This window comes from Paenibacillus sp. J22P143 (genome assembly GCF_059692035.1).
Window position 1 is genome coordinate 147,327 of the sequence record NZ_JCAUAQ010000008.1, and the last position, 16,774, is coordinate 164,100.

20 protein-coding genes are annotated in these 16,774 nt (G+C 48.2%); 11 read left to right on the plus strand and 9 right to left on the minus strand.

Annotation, left to right across the window (positions count from 1 at the left end):
* Nucleotides 1–146 precede the first annotated feature (146 nt).
* The 5 genes from AC58PQ_RS14880 to AC58PQ_RS14900 all read left to right on the plus strand — a co-directional run bounded on the left by AC58PQ_RS14880 (nucleotide 147) and on the right by AC58PQ_RS14900 (nucleotide 4,655).
* Nucleotides 147–1,841, plus strand: a complete 1,695-nt coding sequence (locus tag AC58PQ_RS14880) for an O-antigen ligase family protein (RefSeq protein ID WP_497242699.1) — start codon at nucleotides 147–149, stop codon at nucleotides 1,839–1,841.
* Nucleotides 1,842–1,960: 119 nt separating this feature from the next.
* A complete protein-coding gene (locus AC58PQ_RS14885; protein ID WP_497242701.1) occupies nucleotides 1,961–3,475 on the plus strand; it encodes a copper amine oxidase N-terminal domain-containing protein in 1,515 nt (504 codons plus the stop codon).
* Nucleotides 3,476–3,591: 116 nt separating this feature from the next.
* On the plus strand, nucleotides 3,592–3,936 hold the full coding sequence (locus tag AC58PQ_RS14890) for a hypothetical protein (RefSeq protein ID WP_497242703.1): 345 nt from the start codon (nucleotides 3,592–3,594) through the stop codon (nucleotides 3,934–3,936).
* A 252-nt stretch (nucleotides 3,937–4,188) separates the two neighbouring features.
* Nucleotides 4,189–4,389, plus strand: coding sequence for a cold-shock protein (locus tag AC58PQ_RS14895; protein WP_028555458.1), 201 nt, complete (start codon nucleotides 4,189–4,191; stop codon nucleotides 4,387–4,389).
* A gap of 65 nt (nucleotides 4,390–4,454) precedes the next feature.
* Nucleotides 4,455–4,655 carry a cold-shock protein gene (locus AC58PQ_RS14900; protein ID WP_081787428.1) on the plus strand — a complete coding sequence of 67 codons (201 nt, stop codon included), beginning with the start codon at nucleotides 4,455–4,457 and terminating at the stop codon, nucleotides 4,653–4,655.
* Nucleotides 4,656–4,745: 90 nt separating this feature from the next.
* On the opposite strand, the gene fumC is transcribed toward AC58PQ_RS14900, so the two are convergent.
* The gene (fumC, locus tag AC58PQ_RS14905) at nucleotides 4,746–6,137 is read right to left on the minus strand and encodes a class II fumarate hydratase (protein ID WP_497242705.1); all 1,392 of its coding nucleotides are present in this window, start codon (nucleotides 6,135–6,137) and stop codon (nucleotides 4,746–4,748) included.
* A 184-nt stretch (nucleotides 6,138–6,321) separates the two neighbouring features.
* Between fumC and AC58PQ_RS14910 the strand changes: the two genes are divergently transcribed.
* Complete coding sequence (locus AC58PQ_RS14910) at nucleotides 6,322–6,714, plus strand: acyl-CoA thioesterase (protein ID WP_497242707.1); 393 nt, start codon at nucleotides 6,322–6,324, stop codon at nucleotides 6,712–6,714.
* Between the two features lie 167 nt (nucleotides 6,715–6,881).
* Here AC58PQ_RS14910 and AC58PQ_RS14915 read toward each other — a convergent pair whose 3' ends face one another.
* On the minus strand, nucleotides 6,882–7,451 hold the full coding sequence (locus tag AC58PQ_RS14915) for a pyridoxamine 5'-phosphate oxidase family protein (protein ID WP_497242709.1): 570 nt from the start codon (nucleotides 7,449–7,451) through the stop codon (nucleotides 6,882–6,884).
* 230 nt (nucleotides 7,452–7,681) lie between these two features.
* Between AC58PQ_RS14915 and AC58PQ_RS14920 the strand changes: the two genes are divergently transcribed.
* Nucleotides 7,682–7,843 (plus strand): hypothetical protein, encoded by a 162-nt coding sequence (locus AC58PQ_RS14920; protein ID WP_497242711.1) that lies wholly within the window; start codon nucleotides 7,682–7,684, stop codon nucleotides 7,841–7,843.
* Nucleotides 7,844–8,014: 171 nt separating this feature from the next.
* Nucleotides 8,015–8,632 (plus strand): DUF3298 and DUF4163 domain-containing protein, encoded by a 618-nt coding sequence (locus AC58PQ_RS14925; RefSeq protein ID WP_497242713.1) that lies wholly within the window; start codon nucleotides 8,015–8,017, stop codon nucleotides 8,630–8,632.
* A 6-nt stretch (nucleotides 8,633–8,638) separates the two neighbouring features.
* Here AC58PQ_RS14925 and AC58PQ_RS14930 read toward each other — a convergent pair whose 3' ends face one another.
* The gene (locus AC58PQ_RS14930; protein WP_497242715.1) at nucleotides 8,639–9,607 is read right to left on the minus strand and encodes a TRM11 family SAM-dependent methyltransferase; all 969 of its coding nucleotides are present in this window, start codon (nucleotides 9,605–9,607) and stop codon (nucleotides 8,639–8,641) included.
* A 22-nt stretch (nucleotides 9,608–9,629) separates the two neighbouring features.
* Nucleotides 9,630–10,520 (minus strand): LysR family transcriptional regulator, encoded by an 891-nt coding sequence (locus AC58PQ_RS14935; RefSeq protein ID WP_497242717.1) that lies wholly within the window; start codon nucleotides 10,518–10,520, stop codon nucleotides 9,630–9,632.
* 131 nt (nucleotides 10,521–10,651) lie between these two features.
* Between AC58PQ_RS14935 and AC58PQ_RS14940 the strand changes: the two genes are divergently transcribed.
* Nucleotides 10,652–11,722, plus strand: coding sequence for a branched-chain amino acid aminotransferase (locus AC58PQ_RS14940; RefSeq protein WP_497242719.1), 1,071 nt, complete (start codon nucleotides 10,652–10,654; stop codon nucleotides 11,720–11,722).
* Nucleotides 11,723–11,811: 89 nt separating this feature from the next.
* On the opposite strand, the gene AC58PQ_RS14945 is transcribed toward AC58PQ_RS14940, so the two are convergent.
* Nucleotides 11,812–12,246: a YkvA family protein gene (locus tag AC58PQ_RS14945; RefSeq protein ID WP_497242721.1), complete on the minus strand. Its 435-nt coding sequence runs from the start codon at nucleotides 12,244–12,246 to the stop codon at nucleotides 11,812–11,814.
* 213 nt (nucleotides 12,247–12,459) lie between these two features.
* Here AC58PQ_RS14945 and AC58PQ_RS14950 point away from each other — a divergent pair, with 213 nt between their 5' ends.
* Together AC58PQ_RS14950 and AC58PQ_RS14955 are read left to right on the plus strand one after the other, a co-directional pair.
* Nucleotides 12,460–12,645 carry a CDGSH iron-sulfur domain-containing protein gene (locus AC58PQ_RS14950; protein WP_477589074.1) on the plus strand — a complete coding sequence of 62 codons (186 nt, stop codon included), beginning with the start codon at nucleotides 12,460–12,462 and terminating at the stop codon, nucleotides 12,643–12,645.
* A gap of 205 nt (nucleotides 12,646–12,850) precedes the next feature.
* The gene (locus AC58PQ_RS14955) at nucleotides 12,851–14,074 is read left to right on the plus strand and encodes an MFS transporter (protein ID WP_497242723.1); all 1,224 of its coding nucleotides are present in this window, start codon (nucleotides 12,851–12,853) and stop codon (nucleotides 14,072–14,074) included.
* A 12-nt stretch (nucleotides 14,075–14,086) separates the two neighbouring features.
* Here AC58PQ_RS14955 and AC58PQ_RS14960 read toward each other — a convergent pair whose 3' ends face one another.
* The 4 genes from AC58PQ_RS14960 to AC58PQ_RS14975 form a co-directional block, all read right to left on the minus strand.
* Nucleotides 14,087–14,260 (minus strand): 3-alpha domain-containing protein, encoded by a 174-nt coding sequence (locus AC58PQ_RS14960; RefSeq protein ID WP_497242781.1) that lies wholly within the window; start codon nucleotides 14,258–14,260, stop codon nucleotides 14,087–14,089.
* On the minus strand, nucleotides 14,244–14,798 hold the full coding sequence (locus tag AC58PQ_RS14965) for a dihydrofolate reductase family protein (RefSeq protein ID WP_497242725.1): 555 nt from the start codon (nucleotides 14,796–14,798) through the stop codon (nucleotides 14,244–14,246). The genes AC58PQ_RS14960 and AC58PQ_RS14965 overlap by 17 nt, the downstream gene beginning before the upstream one ends.
* 190 nt (nucleotides 14,799–14,988) lie before the next feature.
* Nucleotides 14,989–15,495: an ankyrin repeat domain-containing protein gene (locus tag AC58PQ_RS14970; RefSeq protein ID WP_497242727.1), complete on the minus strand. Its 507-nt coding sequence runs from the start codon at nucleotides 15,493–15,495 to the stop codon at nucleotides 14,989–14,991.
* A 164-nt stretch (nucleotides 15,496–15,659) separates the two neighbouring features.
* Entirely contained in the window at nucleotides 15,660–16,706 is a 1,047-nt protein-coding gene (locus AC58PQ_RS14975) for a P-loop NTPase family protein (protein WP_497242729.1), read from the minus strand.
* Nucleotides 16,707–16,774: the final 68 nt, after the last annotated feature.

The window sequence follows — 16,774 nt, forward strand, 5'->3', positions numbered from 1 at the left end:
TCTATAAAGCCACATCTTATAAGTACCTACTAATTATAAGGGGAAATGGAAAATCCAACAATACTAACAACCAATGTATTATAATAAATAGTAGGAACATAGCATCAAATTCCGCTAAATTTTGCAATGGAGTGAATATACCTACTGTGCGCCCTGTAAAACACATACAAAAACAAGCTTTACCAACAACCACACGGAATTGGATTTCGCTCGTTTCCCTTATCGTGCTTATCCTATTTTTCACATTGTCTTTCTTCATGCAGGGCTTGTTGTTTAAGCACCAATATTTGACCGTGAGTGGAGGACTTTACGTCACTGTAGCGGTAATTATTTTAAGTCGTGGAAAAATCCCCACTCATCCTACCTTCTACGCCCTAGTAGCCTTTGTCTGCTACTACTTCGTAGCTGCTATTTATGCCATTAATCAACAAGAGGCGATAACAACTGCTTTTCGGATGATCCTTCTTTTGCCACTAGCAGTCCTCGGGTTTCAACTGAGTCTGGTACACAGATTGGCTTTAGTCAAGGCATTCGTCTATCTATGTTCTGGGCTAGTTATTTGCGGTGTAATCTTTAATCAATTTCGAGATGGGCGCTTCGAGGGAACTTTGGACTATGCGAATGCGTGGGGAATCGCGCTACTGACGGCTTTCGTGATGTGCTTGATGTTGGCTGCGTTAGAAACCAGGCTTCAGTACATCTGGCTATGTGCCCTATTAGCGTTAGGTATCTTACTCACCGGTTCTCGTACTGTATTCGTTCTTTTCATTATGGCTGTACCTTTTCAATATGTAGCTTTTGGCAAAGAGAATAGGAAGAAGCTTTCTACTTTTTTGATCCATAAAATACGAACTAACACTTTAGCCACAGCTGCCATTTCTGTTTGTCTCGTGCTTTCAAGCGTACTTCTTTCATCCAATCATTCCATCGCTTCACATCGGTTGCTGCAAATTAACACGCACGCCGCTGAATGGACAACTCGTCTGGGTTACTATCAGGATGCTTGGCATATGATTATGGATGCTCCACTGTTCGGATACGGCGGGGGCGCTTGGAACATTTTGCAGTACCAGTATCAAACCGCAGCCTACACAGTCCGTTACTTACATAATCACTGGCTAGAAACGTGGATTGAAACTGGCATTATTGGCCTCAGTTTATTTTCAACCTTGGTCGGACTAGTTATTTGGAGTGGCGTATCGATCTACAGAAGATCTACTGGATCTGCGAAAATCTGGACCGTCAGCTGCCTAACAGGTTTCGGCTGTCTATTGGTTCATAGTACCGTAGATTTTACGTTTAACTATCCGGTGCTCCTTGGCCTTTGGCTGCTTTTAGGAATCATGGCCTCTTGGCCCAACAATGAACCTGCGCCCTCAAAAGGTCATCCTACGAGATGGCCAGGCCGAATCCTTTTGAGCGTCGCATTGCTCCTTGCATCTGTTCTCTCCTTCCGCCTTGGGGCTTCTGAATCCTTATTCAAGCAAGCCGAGCAAGCACCTCATGGTGAAAAGAATGTTCAGCAAACCATTGAGTTGCTTGAACGCAGTGCCTCGCTATCTGTGGTTGCAGCTGCGCAACATACTAGCATGGCCTATTTCTTATTAAAGGACTACCTTGAAACAAACCAAGCTTCCAATCTGAATCGTGCTGCTAGCGAGATCAATTACGCATTATCTGCAAACCCGCAAGATGTTCATGCTTTGTTGCTTCGTTGCCAAATCACCTATGCCCAAGGACATCACGTAGAAGCGAAGCAAGAACTTCGGCAGTTACATCAGCGGCTTCCATTCCGGACAGACATTCAAACGGAACTTGAGAAATGGGATCGTACGCGTTAATTCTCACCAACAAACCTCAAGGGAAATTCACTGCACAGCGCATCCTTCCGATACTTCTTGCGTATAATCTTTCGATGGCTTATCGTTAAATCTATTAAAACTAAGGAGTAGATTATCCCATGCACTCAAAAAAATGGACTTGGTTAATTTCGGCAGCAATGGTAATCATGATGTTGACGCTAACGGGTTGTCAATCAATACCAGGCTTGGAACTGGCGGAAGCCGTCCAAAAAGGCGCACTTGTGAAGTCGTCCGAGTCAAAAGGTACACTGCAGCTTGATCTCGTTCCTGGCGATACTTCTAAGCTGACAGCAGAAGAAAAAGCAGCGCTTGCTGCCCTGCAAAATGTCAAAGTTGAGCTTGCTGTCAAAACGCAAGATAACCAACATGCATCTGTAGACGGCACAATTATTTACAGTAAAGGTAAGATTCCTTTCAACATTGCCACGGAAGGAACAAAGATAAACCTAAGCATTGAAGGCGCGAAAAAGCCGATTGTTATTGATCTTCTAGGCGGCGCAAATATTTCTTTCTTTAAAATATTACCTAAGGCCATTCAAGAACAATTCGGCAATAAACTTCTTGAGATTAAACCTGGTCTTATCGGACTTATTTTAGGAAATACCCCTGATCCAGATTCTCTTACCATTTCACCTGTAACGGATACAGTAAACGGCGCGCCGCTTTCCTTGCAAAAAGCTCACATCGAGCTTAGCGGCACTGAATTGGCTGCCCTGCTGCAAAAGCTGCTCGCTAATGTTCTTGCCGACGAAAAAGGCTTTAAAGACGTGCTAAGTCAGTTATATGATGCACTTGAGCCCGTAATCAAAGAACAAATTAATGCAGGAGATACGAGTCTTACGCTGCAAATTATGACCAACAAAGAACTTGCTCTTAGCGTGGTGTACGACCCTATTCACAATCTTTTAGCGGGTTTATCCGACTCCTTAACCAAAACAACTGGCGTGTTCGATCCTAACGCTTCCCTTCAGGCAGATGTCTACATCGATGGAGATAAACAAGTTCGCAAGCAAAGCCTAGCGTTGAACCTCCCGCTCACAGACTCGAAGATTGGTGCTTCAGCGGTGAAGATTTCCTTTGTAAATGAAACTTGGAATTTAAATAAACCTGTAACGGCTAGCACGATTAACACATCTGGTGCACTACAATTAAGTTTAGATGCTACAGCGGTCTTTAAGCTGCTAGCTAACCAAGAAAAGCAATCTACGTTGTACAAAATGCTTAAAGACGATTTGAAAGTAACGAAAAAAGATGTCAATATGGCTACCGATGGATCTGGAGCTACGGAAGATGCGCCACAACCATTTATTGATGCGAATGGCAAAACGATGGTTCCTGTACGCTTCGTCTCCGAGCAACTTGGTGCTGAAGTAGGTTGGAACGGCGAGCTTCGCCAAGTTACGATTACAGACTTCATCACGGGTCGGACGATTTTGCTAACGCTGGACAGTAAGCTTGCCACAGTAAACGGCGTTGATGCTCCTGAGCTAGAAAGCGCAGCGACACTTTCTAACAATTCTACTTTCGTACCTATTCGCTTCATCGCTGAACAGCTTGGCTGTATCGTCTCCTTCAATGATGACACGCGTGTCGTCACCATCCACCGAGACTAAAGCGTAAAAGAAGCGCATGGGCAATCACCCTTTTCGAACGGCTGAATAGTCTAGTATTGAACCTAGGCAAAAAGCCTGCTGCGGAGGCGCAGTCGTACGAGAAGGAGTGACCGTTTATGTATACAAACCCTATGCAACCCCATGGGCCGCAAGGTCATCATGGACACCATGTTTTGTACCAAGCAGAACCCAATTGGCAGCACATGATGAAACAAAAAAGAGATGGACTCATGCATGCAATCCATCCGCATTTGGGCCGTAAGGTCCGTATCACTACGATCGATGGGCATACACATGAAGGTGTTCTGATTAATGCAGATGGTCATCACGTGTATCTTCATGTCGACCCTCATCATGGACACCATCAGGGTCATAACAGACCGATCTATACACCAGCGCAATATAACCAGATTATAACGCTCGTGCTCTTTGAACTTTTGGTCATTCTTCTACTTGCTTAAGAAGCAAAAGCTCGCTCCTCAAGGTCCTCAGGGCCAAGTGGAGCGAGCTTTTGTATTTGGTCATTGCTGTATGGAGCGTTGGTAGGAGCCGCCTGAAAATAACTTTGATGTTTTTTCTGAAAAGTGGAATAAGCTTCCCTAATAATGGATATATTATCAAAGCTGCGTTAATGATTTGCAACCTCTTCGGAACGAGTTGATTCCGCCGATGAGAAGCGCAGGCACAAATTATTGTTGGAGGTTTATGAACACATGGAAACTGGTACGGTTAAATGGTTTAACGCAGAAAAAGGATTTGGTTTTATCGAAATGGAAGGCGGTAATGACGTATTCGTTCATTTCAGCGCCATTACAGGGGAAGGTTTCAAAAGCTTGGATGAAGGCCAACGTGTGCAATTTGAAGTTGTTCAAGGTAACCGCGGACCGCAAGCTGAAAATGTAGTCAAGCTGTAGTCCTTCATCACATATTGCTTTAACTGCTTGCGCGTCAGAGTCAATTATGACAAGGAGGAGTTCGATTGTATTTTTCAAAAAAATCATTGGAACCAGTACCGGAAGAACAAACCAGCATCTGGACCTGCAGCACCGATCAGTGCTCTTGCTGGATGAGAGATAACTTTTCTTTCGCCGATAGTCCCGCATGTCCGATTTGCAATTCATCCATGGTCAAGGATTTAAAGATGCTCCCCACCTTATCGAACACAAGCAGCAGGCGATGAATACGTGATCGTTTGTGAGTATCAAGGCTAGAAAAAGCTCTCACCGACTCCACTAGGAGTTGTTGAGAGCTTTTTTGCTGTACGCCAAATCTAATCGGCCTTCGGATGGACCATCTCTTCCGGCCGGACGTAGCTGTCGAATTGCTCAGCTGTTAAGTAGCCGCTGCGCACAGCTGACTCCTTCAGCGTTAGCCCTTCCTTATGGGCTTGCTTCGCAATGCTGGCTGCCTTCTCATACCCGATATGCGGGTTGAGGGAAGTAACCAACATGAGCGATTGCTCCAAATTGCGCTGAATCACCGCGCGATTCGGCTCCATGCCTGCGAGGCAATGGCCGCCAAACGAGCGCATGCTATCGGCCAGCAGCCGTACGGACTGCAGGAAATTGTGGATGATAACGGGCTTGAACACGTTCAGCTCGAAATTGCCTTGGCTGGCGGCGAAGCCGATGGACGCATCGTTGCCCATTACCTGGCATACGACCATCGTCATCGCTTCGCTCTGCGTGGGGTTGACCTTGCCCGGCATGATCGAGCTGCCGGGCTCGTTCTCTGGAATCGTGATTTCACCGATTCCGCAGCGGGGACCGCTGGATAGCCAGCGAACATCGTTGGCTATCTTCATTAAGTTCGCCGCCAGCGCCTTGAGCGCGCCGTGGGCGTAAACAATCTGATCATGGCTGGTCAGCGCATGATATTTGTTCTCGGCCGAGACGAAGCGCGTGCCCGTCTCGCGAGCCAGTGATTCGGCGACGCGGGCGCCGAATTCGGGATGCGCGTTGAGCCCTGTACCGACGGCGGTGCCGCCGATCGCGAGCTCGCGCATCGTATCCACGGCGCTGCGCACCATGCGCGCCGTCATGTCCAGCATCGCCCACCACCCGCTGATCTCCTGCCCCAGCGTAAGCGGGGTAGCATCCTGCAGGTGGGTGCGGCCGATCTTAACGATGTCGGCGAAGGCCGACATCTTGGTGTACAGCGTCGCCTGCAGCAGCTCAAGCGCAGGCAGAAGCTCTTGCTCCACCGCGATGACACCGGCCACGTGCATCGCGGTCGGGAACGTATCGTTCGAGCTTTGCGAACGATTCACATCATCGTTGGGATGGATGCGCTGAGCGCCATCCCCTAGCAGTTCGCTGCCTCGGCGAGCGATCACCTCGTTGACGTTCATGTTCGACTGCGTCCCGCTGCCCGTCTGCCAGACGACAAGCGGGAACTCGTCGTTCCAGCGGCCCTGCACGATTTCATCGGCCGCTTGCGAGATCGCCTCCGCTTTCTCAGGCGGCAAGTCGCCAAGGTCGCGGTTGACGTGAGCGGCTGCTTTCTTGAGCAGTGCGAAAGCACTTATTAATCTTGTCGGCATCCGTTCGGTGCCGATTTTGAAATTTTCGAAGCTGCGTTGGGTCTGAGCCCCCCATAACTTATCCACAGGCACTCTGATTTCCCCCATGGTATCACGTTCTATCCGATATTCTTGCGTCATACATGCCCTCCATGGTCAGTCCAAACTACTTCATCTTTACTTCATTTACCTACGAATAACTCACTCGTTGGTAAGCATAAACATGCATGGGATAGTTTTCCCCATTATTGGCGAGTTATGAGCTGCAACTGGTTATCTTGCCAAAGGACGAGCTATAATAATAGAAATTGGAGGAGATTCACTTATGGAAACAAAGCTAGCGATCATCGTCCGCTCCACGGAGATTGATGTGAATGGGCATGTGAATAATGCGAAATATTTGGAGTACCTCGAATGGGGGCGTGAAGAATGGTATGAAGCGTGTGCGCTATCCTACGAAACTTTCGGTGAGCTTGGTATTCAAACCGTGACGGTTAATATCAACATTAATTATCGCAAAGAGTGCAAGCAAGGGGAACATCTAACCGTCAGCTGCCGACCTGAGCGAATGGGCCGTTCCAGCTATGTGCTGCAACAAGAGATCCGCAACCAGCAGGGTGAACTGTGTGCTGATGCGCTCGTCACGAGTGTAACGATGGACAGCATAACACGCACAAGCCGAGAGGCCCCGGCGGAATTAAGGAAGTATTTTGCCTAATCTTCTGCTAATCTCGCAGGCACAATATCTACGCGATCTTGTAATCTCTCGCTGATCCATTGCGTCAATTCCATATACTGGACTTCCTTTTTGGTAGTAGTTTCCTCCGACTTGGATGTAATTATGCATCCCACGGTAAAACTGTTGGACATGTATTCGCAGTCATCTCACACATTATCTGTGGATAACTTCTGACCGATAGGCGTCGGGAGTCCGTCCATACTCGTCATATTTTTCGCTTGCCAGTAGTTGAGAAGTCCTTCCTCACCTTGCTTGGTCGCCCAATTCTGCAGCGTATTCCGCTCACCCTCATAGGTGTAAAAAGGAACGCTAAAGCCGCAGGACGACTTCACCTCATGGATATCTACGACTATGATTTGTCGCGCACCTGGCAGCAGCTCGAACTTGGGTGCCAGTCGATCCCACTCAACTGACCCAGGCAGGACAACGCGGCCTTTGCCATACAGCCTTATAATTTGAGGCGGCCCTTCGATGGCCATGAACATAATCGTGATGCGGCCATTTTCCGCTAGATGCGCGCTGGTCTCATTTCCACTCCCCGTGAGATCCAAATAAGCCACTGCATTTGCCGATAAAATCCGCAGTACATCATGCCCCTTTGGTGAAATATTGACATGTCCTTCCGCAGATAACGGTGCCGATCCAACGAAAAAAATATGCTGCTTGGCGATAAACGCCTCGTGCTCCGGTAGCATGGCTTCGAATGATTTCCCCATTCATAATCACTCCAATTCCATTTTCTTCTATTATGTTCTCCATCACTTTATTTGTGAAATATATATTTCATGCGCTCATGATAGGAAATTCCTATAAATAAACTATTCTTAAGTAATTTTCCATACCCTGCATAGTTTTCGACGAGCCGAGGGATACTTAGTTAGTTGAATCTAAGCTTATGCTTACGATGCCAGTTTTCTGGCGAAAACTTAAAGGAGGTGATTGTACCATGTCAACGAATGGCAGTAACGACGACGTAGTGAGCCATGCGATTAATGCTGCTGAGGCGAATGCCGAAGACAGCCAATCGAAGCAACAGGTAGAGGCATTATCTTCTCAGCTGCAAAGTGCAACAACGAATGACAGCGAGAACGAGGAAACCTCCTCATAGGAATAATCCGCTTCAGTTAAGCAGAATAATGACTAAAAAAGAGCTTTCCTCTCGTATTTAAACGCGAAGGGAGAGCTCTTTTTTTTGTACACTATGTTAAATCGTGCTGAATCATTAACCAAACGCCCAGCTTGCGAATATGGTGTAGCAAAAACGTAGGGATGATTACACATGAATGATTTAGATTTGGAACACCAACCGGTTAGTATACAAACCTTTCAGGTGCTGCGCGACAAATTAAATTTGATGTACCCCGCTGTAATCCACCTGAACCCTCCCATGGTGCAGCACACCATCAACACAACGATTGTGGATGCCGTGAATAAGCAGCTTCATTATCAGGGTTATCCGCACAACCCGATGACAGACGTCACCGCTTATTACGAACTCAAAACGAATGAACGTCGCGTACTTAGTTTGTCATTGATCAATTATGCCTTCTCAGGCGGAGCTCATGGAAACACGATCCAACATTCGTTGACCTTCAGCACCGAAACCGGTAAAAGCTATTCGCTGAGCGAGTTATTTAAGCCTGGCAGCGATTATGTCACTGTGCTAAGTGACATGATTGCCGCCGAAATCAAACGGCGCGAGATTCCTTTGTTAGTCGAGTTCAAAGGCATTCGCCCTGATCAAGATTTCTATATCGCGGATAAATCACTCGTTGTCTATTTTCAGGTCTATGAGCTAGCCGCTTATGTGTATGGGTTCCTTTACTTCCCGATTTCCGGTTACGCACTCCAGGACATCATTGCAGAGGACGGCCCGCTTGGGAAAATGATGTATTAAAAATGGCTAGACACAGACGATAATGTGTCGGCTGAAATTGCCTTTGTTCACGGTACAGCGTGAATCGATATGAAAACCCGCTTTGGTCAAAAGTGGGTCAATCTGCTCTGTCGTGACAATAACCGCGCGCCGCGCCAATTGGCGGGCGGTTTGCAGCATTTCCAGCTTCTCTGCTTCTGGCAGCACAGAGCAAAGATTGTACGGCATGTCCAGGATCAGCGCATCGTAGATGGGCTGTGGACTGCCTTGCGAGGCTGTAGGATGCGGAACGAGCGTCCGCATGTCTGCAACCTGGGCCACATCCGGCATGCCGAAGTGGTCCAGATTCACCCGCGCGCCGCGCACGGCTAGCGGGTTCAGATCATACCCCACGATGTCGATGCCCATCGACATCGCCTCCACCAGCACCGTGCCGATGCCGCAGCACGGGTCAATGACCCGCGTGCCCGCCACCTCGGGCACGGCAATGTTCACCACCGCCCGCGCGAGGCGCGTACCTAGGGCGGTGGAGTAGTTCTGCGGCTTCTGCTGATGCTGAAGCCACACGGCTTCGCCGTAGCTGCAGTCGCCGAACAACCACCGGCCTCCCAGCTCCGTCACGGCGAACCATTGCTCCGGCCTGCGCATCTCGGCCTTGCCGCGCAGCCCCAGACCTAGTTCGCGCTCGACGTTTCGCTGGCGGTCATAGCTGACCGCCGTGTCCGTCTCCGCGAACACGACCTTGAACGTTGCGCCGCGCACGGTCAACGTCTCCAACTGCGAGGCCAGCGCAGGCAGGCTGTCGGCCTCATAAGCAACATCCATCCGCAACTTCAGGAACGGGCTGCGACTCGGCTCTACCTTACGCGCGCTGACGGCGTAGCGCGCACCAATAACGGCCTCTGCGCCCAACAACGTGCGCAGCTCCAGCTCACACAACGCCTGCTCATTCTCATGACAGGCGAATACATATATACTTTTTTGCACCATACCCATATCCCTCACTCTTCCCTTAACACTATGCAAATTCCTGAATAACCTGCTTCACGAATGTATCCATCGTTTTACACAAAAACATATCCTTCCGATACACGATCCCCACTTCCTTCTGTGGAACGGGATCGATAATCGGGATCGCGCACAGCTTCTGCTCACGCATCTGAACGCCCATGCCTTCCACGTAGGACCCAGGCACAATGGCCCCGCACACATGATTCTTCGCCATTTGCAGGAGAGACTCCAATGTGGACAGCTCCACAATCGGCTTCCAAGCAAGGCCAATTTGCGCGCAGCAATCATCCATCATTTGGCGAACGTAGAACTTTTGCTGCAGCATCGCAATCGGAATCTCTGTGAGCTCTGCCAATCGTATTTCCTTCACTTGATCTTGAGCGAAGGGATGCTGAGCCGAAACCACAAGCTGAAGCTTCTCTTGGTACAAAGGCATACACCTCAGCTGCTCGTCCTCCTCCGGCAAAAATACAACACCGACATCCAACTCATTGCTCAGCAGCTTCTCTTTGGTCTCCTCGGTGGCCAGCTCCATCACGGAAAGCTCGATTTTGGGATATTTCGCATGAAACGTCATGATCGTCGCCGTCAGCAAATGATTCCCGGAACAACCGATCCGCAATCGTCCGCGCTGCATCCCTTGGAGCTCATTCATCGCCATTTGCGCTTGCTCCAACTCGTGAAAAATGTTTCGACTATGCTTGCGCAAAATCTCACCCGCTTCCGTTACATAGATCTTTTTGCCGATGCGTTGAAAAAGAGGTGATCCCACCCGATCCTCCAACAATCGGATCTGTTGACTGAGTGTCGGCTGGCTGATTCCCAGCTTTTCTGCTGCTTTGGTGAAGTGCAGTTCCTCACACACCGCCAAAAAGTACACCAACAACCGATAATCCATCTGACACCCTCCGATCATAGCTAATAACTATGATAGTAATTGATAAATAGCAATTGATCAATGATTGCGATTTTTCTATAGTTAAGGGTAATAGATTTACGGAACTCTCCACATGAAAGGTGGCCTATGACATGTACGGAACCATTCGCATTGAACCTAATCCTAGCTTCAAAACCATACCCAATTTAGAGGAGAATCTCGGGTTTGGGAAGCATTTTACGAGTCATATGTTTATGATGGATTATGAAGAAGGCCTCGGCTGGCACGATCCACGCATCGTTCCTTATGGTCCGATCTCGCATGATCCCGCAGCGATGGTTTTCCACTATGGGCAAGCGGTTTTCGAGGGGATGAAGGCCTTCCGCACCGAGAGCGATGAGATTGTGTTGTTCCGACCTGATCAAAATGCGAAGCGCTTGAACCGCTCCAGTGAGCGACTGAGCATCCCGCAAATGGATGAGGCATTCGTTGTTCGTGCCATTCAAGAGCTGGTTCGTGTCGATGCCGCATGGGTGCCGAAGAAGAAAGGTTCATCCTTGTACATCCGTCCTTTCATCATTGCCACGGAAGCTGCATTAGGTGTGCGTCCAGCTACGCATTATTCCTTCCTTATCATTATGTCGCCGGTTGATGCTTACTATGAAGAAGGACTGCAACCGGTTAACATCCTTGTCGAGAGCCATTATGCGCGATCTGTTCAAGGTGGAACTGGCGTTGCCAAAGCAGCCGGTAATTACGCGGGCAGTCTAAAAGCGCAGACGCTAGCCAAAGAGCATAACTGCGCGCAGGTTCTCTGGTTGGATGCCATAGAGAAGAAATATTTAGAAGAAGTCGGCAGTATGAACGTCTTTTTCAAAATCAACGGAGAAGTTGTCACGCCTAGCCTTAGCGGCAGCATTCTGGAGGGTATCACGCGTGGAAGCATTATCCACCTGCTCAAAGAATGGGGTATTCCGGTGTCAGAGCAGAAAATTTCAATCGATGACATCGTGCAGGCCCATGAAGATGGGACGCTGGAGGAGGCCTTCGGAACCGGTACCGCTGCGGTTGTCTCGCCAATCGGCAGCCTGTTGTGGAACGGTACACCGATGGTGATTAACCAAGGGAACACAGGTGAATTGGTGGAACGGCTGTACACAACGATCACAGGTATTCAAAGCGGAAAGCTGCCAGACACATTTGGCTGGTTACAAAAGGTTTAAATCCCACGGCGCTGATCAATAAGCGCTCGAACATGCGAAAAGACACCCATCGAGGTGTCTTTTTTGTTTAAGCGGCTCGCGTCCACCCATCATTTTTCCACTTGCCCGTCCTCGTCCTTCGCTTTCCCCTGCTCCTCCACCACGTGACCATCAATATCGATAATATCCTTGCTGCTGACAACATCAGCCCCGAGAAAATCTCTCAGCTTGTTCTTCGCTTTCCGTCTGACCTCGTCATCAATGCTCTTCGACACGGCCGCCAAGGCAAAGCCCAGCGCACTAAGATCATCCACATAACCAACAATCGGCAGTAAATCTGGCATTAGATCTATCGGCAAGATGAGATACCCCAACGCACCATAGATTTGCACCTTCGCACGGAGCGGCGTCTTCGGACTTTCCAACGCGTAAAAAAGCAGCAACCCGCTATAGATCACTTTACTGCCGGCTTTTTTGGCACCTTTTTTGAGCTTGGACCAGAAGCCATCAATAGAGAAATATTTTTCATATTTGGACGCATTCATTTGGCGATCACTCCATTCATCACATTTACCATGTATATGCCTACTATTTTACACCTATCTCACGCATGAAGTCTCGCTTTCCACATATCTCTTATTGTTATGCTCAAATTGATTATAGTTAATCGCATCGGGCAACAATGCCAAATAGAAAGATGATTGCGGGAACCAAAAACTCATTCTTTCTAATATGGTAAAAAATGGAGGCGTGTGGTTGTGGCAGAAATTAAAATTCTTGATAATGGTCCCCTGCTCGTAAGTGGCGTTACGTTACTGGATGGCGAAGGAAAACCCATGGAAACGAAAGAACAGATTCACCTGTGTCGTTGCGGACTCTCGTCTAATAAACCCTATTGCAACGGTGCTCATAAAGGCAAATTTGAAAGTCAGGTTCGCGCCTAACCCACACCAAATTACCACAAGAAAGCAATACCACAAAGGGTTGTTCTCAGGTAGATTCATCTACTTGGGAAACAACCCTTTTCCATGTATAGAGCCCCAACGCAAAATATACCCAAGTCCATCCAAAGAATGTCCCTATACAAATGGCTGCTCGTCCTGTATGGTGTTGAAATTAACATCTTCCAGCATGAAACGAGGCCTACTTATGAATTCAATTTTAAATAAACTTAAGTCCATTCGGCTGCCCTTCTGGGTCATGTTCATGAATACGTTCAGTATGGCCGTCGGATTCTATATGATGATTCCCCTGCTTGCTTCCTATTTATTGAACGACATTCTGCTGACAGTCAGCATGGTTGGGATCATCTCAGCGATTCGCAGCTTCAGTCAGCAAGGACTTTCCGTTCTTTGCGGCACGTTGGCTGACAAGCTCGGGTATAAGCGTACGATTCTTATCGGCTTGTTGATCCGTACCTTCGGTTTCGGTATGTTCGGCTTTGTCGACAGCATCCCAGGTTTCATCGTTGCTTGTTTCTTCTCCGGTTTAGGCGGGTCTCTGTTCAACCCAGCAAGTTATGCCTATTATGCGGCGCTGTCTACTTCGAGTAACCGCATTACCATCTATTCGATTCGTGAAATGCTAAGTAATATGGGCTTCGTCGTAGGTCCTGTTTTAGGCGCCTTACTCATGGGGTTTCATTTCAAATACGTCAGTTTGGTCGCTACCCTTATATTTGCATTTTCCTTTTTCTTTAGTCTCTTCTTCTTGCCGGCTATCCAGAGTGAACAATCTCGCAAGGCTTATTCTGGCATCTGGTCACAAATGAAAACCGTGCTGAGCAATCGTCCTTTTCGACGTTTTATGATCTTCACGATGATTTCATGGTCCCTTGTTACTCAGTTATATATTGCCGTTCCGTTTCGTGTCCATCAGCTTGCTTCTGATGCGAATATCGGGCTCATTTACAGCTGTGGCGCCGTTGTTATGGTCCTTCTGCAGGTGCCCTTGTCCAAATTTGGCAACAACAAGCTACAGCCTTTTGGCGTGATGTCGCTAGGCACACTACTGCTCGCAGGGGGCTTATTTACAATCGGCATGATGGGCTCCATGTGGGGAATCTATGCGGGGGTTATCGCCTTCATGATTGGGCAAGTATTTCTACAGCCAATGATGAATACCATGGTCTCCGACTATGCCGGAAATGAGCCAATAGCCAGCTATTTTGGCTTTAACAGCTTTGCCCTCTCCATTGGGGCCATCATCGGAAACGTAGGCGGCGGGTATTTGTATGATCTAGGGAATGTGCTTGGCTGGCAGGGTCTTCCATGGGTTTGTTTCTTAGGGTTTGGATTTTTGAATATTGTGTTTATGCAAAAAGAGCAAAGAACGACGACGGCTAGAGCAGGCTCAATTCACAGCGCCATCTGAATGTTCAGGCACCTAGCTCGTACCACCTGTCAGTCTTTCTCGCATATCTGTTTCCTTGCCTTCGAGGCGCTTCAATAAAGTTGCCCGCCAACTCACCGACAGTTCATCTACGTCAAGCAGTTTACGGATGCTTAGGTAATTCCTATGATCAAGGGAAAGAGCAGGCTGTTTATTCGCCAGCCCTATTGATTTGGTAGGTTACGGCCAGAACGCCGTTACTGTAGCCTTTAGAGTCGATCAGCGTGAGATTCATAGGCTCCTCGAGCCCATCAAAAAGCCGCGTACCTGAGCCAGCTACCACTGGACAGATGTTGAGATTCAGTTCATCCAGCAGCCCTTCGCGCAACAGTGATCTCACTAGTGTAGGGCTGCCCGGCACCTGAATGTTCAGGCCTGGCTGCTGTTTGAGCTTCGTAATTTCCTCGACGAAATTACCTCTCAGCAGTGTCGCTGGCTGCCAATCCAGTGTGTCGAGCGTCCCGGAAACCACATATTTCGGCGAATTATTCAAAAAATTCGCCATCGGCACATCGTTACTTTGGTGCTGCCAAAATTGCGCCAAAAACTGATACGTTTGCGGTCCCAAGAGTACCGCATCCGCTTTCGCCACACCTTCCGCGATGCGCTCCATAATTTCTGCGTTGCCCCATTTCTTCGGCGAGTTCTCTGGCGAATCGATGACGCCATCTAATGTCATGAAGAGTCCTGCAACGATTTTTCTCATCGTGAATTTGCTCCTTCTACTGCTTCGTTTATTGATAATATATCCAAATTCTAACATAAAAGCACGGAATTGATGAGGTGCAGTTTAGCAGGGGACCGGTTCCAAGCCAAAAAGGACATTCTTTAACCCGCTAGCTGGTGCTAGCTGAAATGTCCCTTTTTCACCAACTATCATCGTTTGGCGCCCAATATTACCCTACTGCTCCATGCGCCCTCAACACGTCAATCACCGCAGTATGTCCCTGCTCTTTCGCCAGATCAATCGCATACACGCCGTCTTCCGACTTCGCATTTACTTCTGCACCATTATCGAGCAATAGCCCAATGATCTGTGTACTATCCTTATGGAAAGCTGCCACATGTAAACTCGTATGCCCATTACTATCCATCATCGTCGGCTTCGCACGGTGAGCGAGCAGCAATTGAATGACCTCTAGGTTCCGCTCACCAGCTATAGCTGCGTGTAGTGCCGTATTTGAAGGGATGTAGCTAACTTTAGAGTGCGATACGGCATTCACATCGGCTCCATTTTCCAAAAGCAGCTTGACCACTTCTCCCTGACCGAAATGTGCCGCAAAGCCCAAAAGGGTAAGCCCATCACTGTTTTCAGCATTCGCAAGCGATAAATCCGTATCCAGCATATCCTTTACTCGATTTGCGTCGCCCGTGCGAGCTGCTGTAAATATGTCGTTAATCATGTAGCGATGGCCTCCTCTAACTTATTTGCTATTTCAATTCGGCAAAAATCTAGGCTTTTCCTTTTTCTCCTAATAAATAAATAAGGCCTCCGTTGATTACAAAAAAAGACCCGCAGCAACATCGCTGCAGGCCTTCCACGCTCCTAGCTACTCACTATTAGCAACTAGGCTAATCGGCCAATATACATCAATTCTTTCGTTTCGGTTTGATCCTCGGCTCCTTCGATAATCCGTTGCACATCCTGTAGTGTTTCCTGCAAGGAAACACTCACACCAGCTGCGCCTGTCATCGCTTCAGCCACGTACAAAGGCTGCGTGAGATAGGCTTCTAGACGTTCGCCGCGCCCGAAGGTTTGTACTTCAGAGGCTGGCAGTCCTGCCAGACCATGTGCGTGCACCAAGAAGCGCAATTCCTTGTAACGGCGTAATAATTTCTTTGCCTTTTGAGCTACGGATAGGTGAAGTGCATCTGTGTAGGACCCCTCGATAATTTCGGAGGTAGACAGCACTGGATTTACCGATGGGTAAATGTGACGAGCCGCTAAGTCCGCATCAAATTGCCACAGTGTTTCCAGTGGCCCATATGGCATTTCCTCATCAACGGCTTCACCTTTTAAATCCACGAGCAACGTAGTTAAGGATTGCACACCTGCATCCTGAAGTCGATCCTGCAAGGAATAGAGCTGGTTACTGAGCACATGCGAACGGTCTGCAGCAAGAATGACATCACGCGCAGCACCAATTTTACTAATCTGCTGGAACGCTTCTTCCACACTGCCGCAAATGACGTCCACATCCCCCGTTACATCTTCGATTTCGGGATGCTCCCCTTCAGGCTTTAGAAGAATGGTCGCATAGCCTTGCTTTCTCAACACATGTAACAGCTCGGCGAGAATGACTAACTGACCCATTTTCGGACGGGCAACTAGGCCCGTTGTGCCTCCTTTGGCTAATGGTGCGAATAGATCTAAGGTCTTAATTCCGGTTTCGATCATCTCGAATCTCTCCCCAACTAGAATAAGTTCATCCAAGCTGCAATTCGCCAAAGAAGCCAATGCGACAAGTGTTCGGACCTCTGCGCGGCCCACAGGGATTTTGCCCGTACACAAATTTGAAACCGTCGCAGAACGTAAACCAACCGCCCTGGCAGCACTCGTTAAATTAGGAACACGCCCACGAAGCAAAGGTACATTCAATCGAATATCATCCAATAGGTTCAACCCCTCATTACTTCTAAGAGTAATATAAGTTACGCTTAAATGCAATATAAATTACTCTT